This window comes from methanotrophic endosymbiont of Bathymodiolus puteoserpentis (Logatchev), assembly GCF_900128525.1.
Lineage (GTDB): Bacteria > Pseudomonadota > Gammaproteobacteria > Methylococcales > Methylomonadaceae > Methyloprofundus.
Genome location: NZ_FQTQ01000081.1, coordinates 1 through 8,260, shown reverse-complemented (window position 1 = coordinate 8,260; position 8,260 = coordinate 1). Strand labels below are relative to the sequence as shown.

General features: G+C 41.6%; 4 protein-coding genes and 1 pseudogene. 3 read left to right on the top strand and 2 right to left on the bottom strand.

The features are described 5' to 3' along the window. Positions 1-158: 158 nt before the first annotated feature. Positions 159-2,309, bottom strand: a complete 2,151-nt coding sequence (locus tag BQ7314_RS06975; RefSeq protein ID WP_174482984.1) for an FAD-dependent oxidoreductase — start codon at positions 2,307-2,309, stop codon at positions 159-161. 576 nt (positions 2,310-2,885) lie between these two features. Between BQ7314_RS06975 and BQ7314_RS06970 the strand changes: the two genes are divergently transcribed. The 3 genes and pseudogenes from BQ7314_RS06970 to BQ7314_RS06960 all read left to right on the top strand — a co-directional run bounded on the left by BQ7314_RS06970 (position 2,886) and on the right by BQ7314_RS06960 (position 7,447). After that, positions 2,886-3,179 carry a GYD domain-containing protein gene (locus BQ7314_RS06970; RefSeq protein WP_174482983.1) on the top strand — a complete coding sequence of 98 codons (294 nt, stop codon included), beginning with the start codon at positions 2,886-2,888 and terminating at the stop codon, positions 3,177-3,179. Positions 3,180-3,365: 186 nt separating this feature from the next. Next, positions 3,366-3,655, top strand: a pseudogene (locus BQ7314_RS06965) (hypothetical protein). A 96-nt stretch (positions 3,656-3,751) separates the two neighbouring features. Next, complete coding sequence (locus tag BQ7314_RS06960; RefSeq protein WP_174482982.1) at positions 3,752-7,447, top strand: pyridine nucleotide-disulfide oxidoreductase; 3,696 nt, start codon at positions 3,752-3,754, stop codon at positions 7,445-7,447. 325 nt (positions 7,448-7,772) lie between these two features. Here BQ7314_RS06960 and BQ7314_RS06955 read toward each other — a convergent pair. Next, the coding region (locus tag BQ7314_RS06955) for an integrase core domain-containing protein (RefSeq protein WP_217423831.1) at positions 7,773-8,260 on the bottom strand (488 nt) is incomplete at its 5' end.

Here is an 8,260-nt window from a genome sequence, read left to right as displayed (position 1 = left end):
ACCTGAGTTAATCCGCTCGCTTTCCAGTTTGCGATATGCTCTTGGATAAGTGTGTGATCTTGGTATTGGTGCATATAGCCTCCCATTTTGAAATGAAAAGCTTAGTTTGCACTTATTTTAGGCGGTTTAGAATGTGTGGTTTAATTGACGCTTACGTACTAACACCCACGTTTCCAAGAATGGAACTTAGCCGTCCACTGTAACAATTTCTTTGGTTGATGGTTTTTTTTCCAGACACCTGCCACGTATTTATTGGCTTCTGCCATGGTTGGATAAATATGGATTGTGCCTAAAACTTTATTCAGGCCTAAGTTATATTTCATCGCCAAGACAAACTCTGCGATTAAATCCCCCGAGTGTTCACCCACAATAGTCACACCTAAGATTTTATCTTTAGCTGGTACAGTTAATACTTTAACAAAACCCCGTGCTTCACCATCAGCAATGGCTCTATCTAAATCATCAAGGCCATAAATACTGATTTCATAAGCAATGCCCTGCTCTTTGGCATCTTGCTCATTCAATCCCACTCGCGCCACTTCAGGATCGGTAAAAGTTGCCCAAGGAATAACTGAGTAATCAGTTTTAAAATTTTTAAAGGAGCCAAACAAGGCATTGACCGAGGCATACCATGCCTGATGCGCTGCCGTATGGGTAAATTGATACGGCCCTGATACATCACCACAAGCATAAATATTAGGGAAGTTAGTTTCTTGAAAGGCGTTAATTTGTACAGTACGGCGATCTGATAATTGCACACCTAATTCTTCTAATCCATAGCCCGTTATATTGGCAACGCGTCCAATAGCCAATAATACCTGATCAAAAGGAAGTCGTACTTGCTCGCCTTTGTGCTCGGCAATTAATATTTTTTCACCATTCTCGATAAGAAATTCTTTAGCGGTGTGCTCTAACTTAATAGCTATGCCTTCTTTAATAAAATTAGCCATCACGACTTCTGATACATCTATATCTTCACGCATCATTAAGCGCGGTGCCATTTCTACTTGCGTCACCTGTACACCTAAGCGATTAAACGATTGCGCTAACTCACAACCAATCGGACCGCCTCCTAAGACTAGCATGCGCTGTGGTTTAGCGCGTAAGTCCCAAACATTATCCGAGGTTAAATAATCAATTTTATCTAAACCAGGAATCGGAGGTACAAAAGGACGCGCACCTGCGGCAATAACGATAGAACATGCACTGATGGTTTGCACACCTGTTTCAGTGGTGACTTCCACTTCCCACGGTGAAACAATTTTTGCCGTACCGACCACTACATCAACACCCAATTCGGTATAACGTTCGACTGAATCATGTGGCGCAACAGTACTTACCACCCCTTGAATACGCTCCATGACTTCGCTAAACTCAAAATCAGCCTGCATGGATTTGATGCCAAATTCTTTAGAGCGTTTAGTCATCGAAATTAATTTACTCGATTTAATCAAGGCTTTAGATGGTACACAGCCAGTATTTAAACAATCACCGCCCATTTTATGTTTTTCAATTAAGGTCACTTTAGCTTTAACTGCCGCAGCGATATACGCGGTCACTAAACCCGCTGATCCACCGCCAATCACGACAATATTGTTATCGAATTTCTTTGGTTTGTTCCATTGCTTATACATTTTCTTAGCGCCTATTGTTGTGACAATCCTCTTAGCGATCAAAGGAAAAAGTCCTAATAACACAAATGAACCCAATAAAGCAGGTGACAAAATACCTGTTAATGAGTCAATTTTTGCTAACTGCGTACCCGCATTCACATACACTATCGTACCCGCCAACATACCTATTTGACTCACCCAATAAAATGTCCATGTGCGCATATTGGTGAGCCCCATTAACAAGTTAATCATAAAAAAAGGAAAAATGGGTACTAAACGTAAGGTAAATAAATACAAGCCAGCATCCTCTGAAACGCCCCTATCAATTTCTTTAAGACGTGTACCAAATTTAGCTTTGACCGTGTCACGGAATAAAAATCGAGCTGCTAAAAAGGCGAGAGTTGCACCAATGCTAGATGCAAAAGAAACAATCAAAGTTCCCCATAACACCCCAAATACCGCGCCACCGGCTAAAGTTAAAATCGTCGCACCGGGTAAAGATAAACCTGTCACCACTACGTAAACCAACATATAAAGGGTAACCGCAAGCGCTGGATTGGCAGCACGATAATTTTCTATCACTGCTTGCTTAGACTTTAAGGTCTCTAAAGTCAGGTAATGTCCTAAATCAAAATAGAAAAAAACGCTAATAAACGCCGCGATAAAAACTAGCAAAATAATACGAGAGGAAGTCATTTTGTTTCCGTTTAAATAATAAGTTGTTTATGAGTCGCAGCTATTGACAAAAACTTACAGAACATCTTTAAAAACTCACTCCTGCCTATCAATAACCTCCAACACCAACAAATAATCAGAATCAAAAAAATTGTAAGAAACTAATAATTCATACGACGGATTTAAAAAATCAATGGAATGTGCTGCTATTTAGCAAAAAATGCTAAAGCTAAGTATTTTCACCCATAATCTCTAGTGTTTGAAGTATGCGCTTTATACTTGGGAAAATCTGGTTTAGCTGAAGAATCTTTCTAATCAGGAAAATTAATGGAATTTATGATGGAAGGGTTAGAAATTCCGATACCAGAAACATGAGAAATCCTAAATTGAGAATTGCTGATAATAAGTTTTTATTTTGACCCATTTGGGTCATGCGTTTTATTTTTTTATGATGTATGATTTTCTAAAGTGTTTTTCATAGCTAAAGAAAAGTAAAAAATAGACTTATATAAAACATGAATACTAGAGTCCCGCGTTACTTTCCGTACCGTTGGTCTTTAATCCCTTTCATAAACGAAAAGTAAATAGAGGTGATGTATGGCTACTTATATTCTTCTTGCACGGTTCACCCAACAAGGCATCCAACACATCAAGGAAAGCCCCAACAGGCTAGATGCAGGAAAACAAGCCTTTCGATCGATGGGGGCAGAATTAAAGGAATTCTACCTAGTAAGCGGTCAATACGACATAGTCACGATTTTCGAAGCGCCAGACGATGAAACTATGGCTAAGGTAGTGCTTGCTCTCAGTTCAAAAGGTAACGTACAAACTGAGACACTTCGTGCCTTCACTGAGGATGCCTATGTTAAGTTGGTTTCCGAGATACCTTGAAACGCTGCATTTGTTTGAATGATCCGGTTCTATGGCAAAGTTTAGCAAAACCAGAGACAATTACTGATATTTAGTAAAAACAATAACAATGATCAGTTTTATAGGTGCTCACTACCGCTGCCAGCCAGGTAAGGCTGGTAGTCGATAGGGTTGACGCAGAGCATACTGGGGAATTATTAATGCGCCGTGTGCCAACCAAAAAACATTATTCTCTATGCTATATTTTTCTATATACGTTATGGTATTTCTTATTGATGCCTAGATGATATCATAGAAAAATTGGTGTAACGGTTGATTGTGTAACGCTTAACCGATATAGGCCAAGTAGGAATAATATCATCGATCAAGACCCGTGCTTAATCAAAAAAATAACAAAATCGATGATTGGGGTTAAGGTCTTTCATTTCGAACACGCGATTATTTATGGTATTAAAACGGAGCACATGATTCGAAAGGGTCAATTATCTGAAGGATAATATTCTTGCTTATCACTAGTTTATGGATTTAGCAGGATTGCCTTGTCTCTAGGGTAAGTATTATCTTATTTTAGCTAAACTTTTCGACAGAACCCTATGAACCATAAAGCTGAAAGTCTGATACTTGGTATATCGGGGTATGATTATGCTGACCTCCATAAACCGGAAAAATTATCTGAACTTTTCAAGGTATTTGAACATTCTGTAAAAATTGACGATTCAGCGTTACATGCTGAATTCACCGAGTATCGGCGCTGTCAGGGTGAAGGAATGAGCGCTGTGCATATTTCTGATCTGCTGGTAAGAATGGCGCCGCTGCTAGGATCATTTATAGCGAAATTATTTAACATTGATGAAACCAGAATAAAACAAATCGACAGAATTCAGCATGAATTTGATCATGTGTTTGTGTATCGTCATGAAATTATCAGTAAACTGACAAAACATTTTAAGCAGGAAAACATTACCTGCTGGGATATTCAGAGACTACAACAACAATTGGAAGCATTACTGACAGTTACAGGACGGTCAAACCTATGGTTCAATGACCCGGAAATGACCATTAGTGAATTAGCTAGCGAATTGTGGCTCACCTCAAACAATAACCCCGATAGTCAGTGCAATGCAGACGAACTCCACTCGAAAGCAGTATTGATTAAACATCAATTAAGCGAAAACCCACAGGCTACGTCTTTATTGACACAACAACTGGAAATACAAAATCCAGCCGACTTTTTAGAATCGCTGTTAGACATAGTACGGCGCTGGAGCTTTGCTGCCCTGAAAATTCCGCAACTGCAAGCACAGGTAGCCCATTGGGTTAGCTTTAAAACACCCGCCAAAATAAATTTTAAGGATCTAGTTGAACATGAAATCTGCGTAGAGAATCAGTATCAGGCCTGGTCAGCCCACAAAAGCCATCATCGCCGCCGTGATGGTTTTGCTTTAACAGATAAACGCTTTAATCAGCGTCAGGTACTCTACGAAGTCGATCACTGCATTTACTGTCATGAACGCGACACAGACTCCTGCTCCAAGGGTATGAAAAACAAAAAGGACGGTAGCTTCAAAGTCAACCCTCTGGGTGTCACCATCACTGGTTGCCCCCTAGAGGAAAAAATTTCGGAAATGCATGTGCTCAAACGGCATGGCGACAATATTGGTGCCCTGGCTATCGTGATGATTGATAACCCCATGTGCCCCGGTACAGGTCACCGCATTTGCAATGACTGCATGAAAGCTTGCATCTATCAGAAAACTGAAGCGGTCGATATTCCACAAATCGAAACCAATGTATTAACCGATGTGCTATTTATGCCTTGGGGATTTGAAATATACAGTCTGCTGTCACGCTGGAATCCATTGAATATCAAACGGCCCCATACCCTGCCTTACAATGGAAAAAATATACTGATAGCTGGCATGGGTCCTTCAGGCTATACACTAGCGCATTATCTGCTAAATGAAGGATTTGGAGTGGTAGGTATTGATGGTTTAAAAATTGAACCCCTACCCAAAACCTTGACCGGCGATAGAGAAACAGTTCCGTTACCGATACGCGATTTCAATACCCTTTACGATGATCTGGATAAGCGGGTCATGCTCGGATTCGGCGGGGTTGCAGAATACGGTATTACCGTACGCTGGGATAAAAATTTTCTCAAAGTCATTTACCTTAATCTATTACGTCATCAGGCTTTTCGTTGTTATGGTGGTATTCGATTTGGTGGTACATTAACCATAAATGAAGCTTGGGATCTGGGCTTTGATCATATCGCTATTGCTAGTGGTGCAGGAAAACCGACCGTAATTGGGATAAAAAACAATTTAATCCGCGGTATCCGCAAAGCGTCTGATTTTTTAATGGGCTTGCAACTATCCGGAGCGGCCAAGGAATCCTCGCTGGCTAATCTTCAGATCCGTTTGCCAGCAGGTGTTATCGGTGGTGGATTGACCGCTATCGACACGGCAACAGAACTATTAGCCTACTATCCAGTTCAGGTCAGTAAAATTCTGCATCGCTATGAAAATCTTCTGGCTGTCTATGGAGAAAATACCATTAGACAAGCTTATGATGAGGAAGAACTACAAATTCTGGACGAGTTTCTGGCCCATGGACGTATTATTCAAGCTGAACGCGAGCGAGCCGATGCGGCTAAGGAAACGCCTAATTTTCTGCCTTTTTTACGACAATGGGGAGGTGTCACACTGTTTTACCGCAAAGGCATTAAGGATGCACCAGCCTATCGACAAAATCACGAGGAAATACAGCAGGCATTAGCTGAGGGGATTTTGTTGGCGGAAGGTATGAGTCCTGTGGAGGCCATTCCTGACCAATACCAACACCTGCAGGCAGTTATGTTTGACAAACTACAGGAAAAGGATGGCAAATGGCAAAAACAAACGGACTTACAGGTCAATCTGCGCAGCCTGTTTATTGCTGCAGGTACCTCACCCAATACCATTTACGAGTCGGAGCATCCAGATAGTTTTGAAATGGATGGTAAATTCTATCAACGTTATGAGCCCGACTGGGCAGCAAAAGAACCAAAATTGATCGCTACAGATGATACCAGAATACCGAAAGTCGGCAAACCGGCTCCATTAACTTCTTATCATCGCAACGGAAAATTCATCTCATTTTATGGCGACAATCACCCAGTATATGCAGGCAATGTGGTAAAAGCGATGGCTAGTGCCAAAGATGGTTATCCTTATGTAGTCAAGCTATTTGAACAGACGCTAGCGGCTCTGGATCCGGCTGAACAAGCACAACGTGATAGAAAATTACACGATCTCCAGCATCATTTAGACGATGCCTTCAATGCATGTATTGTGACAGTTAACCGGTTGACTCCGACTATTATAGAAATCATCGTGCGAGCTCCACTAGCGGCTAGAAAGTTCTGCCCTGGCCAGTTTTATCGGGTACAGAATTATGAAACACTGGCTCCGATTAAAAAAGATACGGTACTGGCTTCCGAGGGCGTAGCTCTGACAGGTGCCTGGGTAGACAAGGAAAATGGCTTAATTTCTCTAATCGCACTGGAAATGGGTAGTTCCACTCGACTCTGCGCAACCTGGAAAGCGGGTGACCCCATTGTGGTGATGGGAGTCACTGGCGCACCGACAGATATTCCATCAGGAAAAACTGTTTTATTGCTGGGTGGTGGATTGGGTAATGCTGTACTGTTTTCCATTGGTAAAGCAATGCGTGCAGCCGGTAATCAGGTGATCTATTTTGCCGGATACCGCAATCGTGAAGATTTGTTTAAAGTAGAAGAGATTGAAGCGGCTTCCGACCTCATAGTCTGGGCAGTCGATAAGCGCCAGGGTAACGAGGCGATTCCAATTACGCGACCTCTGGATAAAAGTTTTGTCGGTAATATTGTTGAAGCGATGCTTGCCTATGCTCGTGGAGAGTTGGGGGCAACCCCAATCCATTTGGATGATGTCGATCACATGGTCGTCATTGGCTCGGACCGGATGATGGCGGCTGTCAAACAGGCTCGGCACGAGGTACTGGAACCGTACCTGAAAAAACATCATGAAGCGATTGGCTCCATTAATTCACCGATGCAATGCATGATGAAAGGCGTCTGTGCGCAATGTCTGTGTAAGCATATTGATCCTGATTCGGGTGAAGAGTACTTTGTCTATTCCTGTTACAATCAGGACCAGCAACTGGATCGAGTGGACTTCGACAACCTTCATGCCCGTCTGCGGCAAAACTCGGTTCAGGAAAAACTGTCAACACTATGGTTGCAATATTTGCTGGAAGACAATGTCTGAGTTATCACCTGTCAATCAGCTATATTTTTGAAATAGTGAAACAGGAACTGCAAAAATAGCATCGACTACATTTTTCTTCTTTTGCTAATTTTTGCAACAGAAACGCCATGTTCGACTTTAATTTTCAGGAAGAATAACAGTTGAAGGAAGGATAGCTCAAGCGTACAGTTATTTTTAGAAGAAAAGTAACTAACTGATGTTCCGCAGTAGCTGGTTTTAACTTTTGTAATTCATCAAAAGCATGTCGAATAGCATTGATGTAAAGCAAACTTATTCAGCCCTTGCTCGATAATTGTCAAACTAGTTGTCGCCTAAAGTTGTAAATCTATGCCTGCTCTTTTTGCTCGTTTTCAGTTTTTTGATTTTCTGGGTTTAAGTAGACTTCTTCTACTTTATCCCAATTCCTTATTTCACCACTCCAGCGATTAGGGTTTCTTAACTTTGCTTGCTGATAAACCGCTTTACGGCAATTCAATATTTCGTCATCCTTACCTGCATGACGTTGCTCTGGGGTGATAAATTTAATAGCACTATGAAGATGCTCTTTGTTGTACCAATTGGCAAAGTCACACACCCAGTCTCTTGCTACTGCTAGAGTGGAAAAAGCCTGCTCTGGGTATTCAGGTCTATATTTCAATGTGCGAAAAAGAGATTCTGAATAGGGATTATCATTACTGACTGATGGCCGGCTAAAGGAAGGGATAACGCCAAGCTGTTGTAATGTGGCTAGCATCGTTGCTCCTTTCATCGGGCTACCATTGTCTGAGTGTAAGGTGACCTGGTTTGCTTGAATACCTTCTCTTTGACATATAT